Source organism: Corynebacterium sp. HMSC056F09 (assembly GCF_001815785.1).
GTDB classification, from domain to species: domain Bacteria; phylum Actinomycetota; class Actinomycetes; order Mycobacteriales; family Mycobacteriaceae; genus Corynebacterium; species Corynebacterium hiratae.
The window spans coordinates 1-263 of the sequence record NZ_KV821904.1; the positions used below are offsets into that span (position 1 = coordinate 1).

The 263-nt window shown below is 50.2% G+C and carries 1 protein-coding gene; it reads right to left on the reverse strand.

The window, feature by feature from the left end; all coding sequences use genetic code 11:
- On the reverse strand, positions 1-263 hold a 263-nt coding region (locus HMPREF3056_RS03425), incomplete at both ends, for an IS3 family transposase (protein WP_141759835.1).

Sequence of the window (263 nt, forward strand, 5' to 3'; positions counted from 1 at the left end):
AGCTCACCAGTATCAAACATGCGCTTGACCAGGTCAGGAAGAGTTGACTTACGCTTGGATTGAATCGTTGTCACCGGAACAAACGCACGCGGTGAAATCCCTTCAATGCCCATCATGCGCATCCGCTTCGCCACAGTCTTACGGTTAAGCGAAATGCGGTAGCGCTCGGCAAGCTCTGCGGTGATCCGCGGAGCACCATAAACCTCATCAGAGTCTTTCCAAATCTGATGAATCTTTCGGTCAACATCATCGTAAAATGCAAC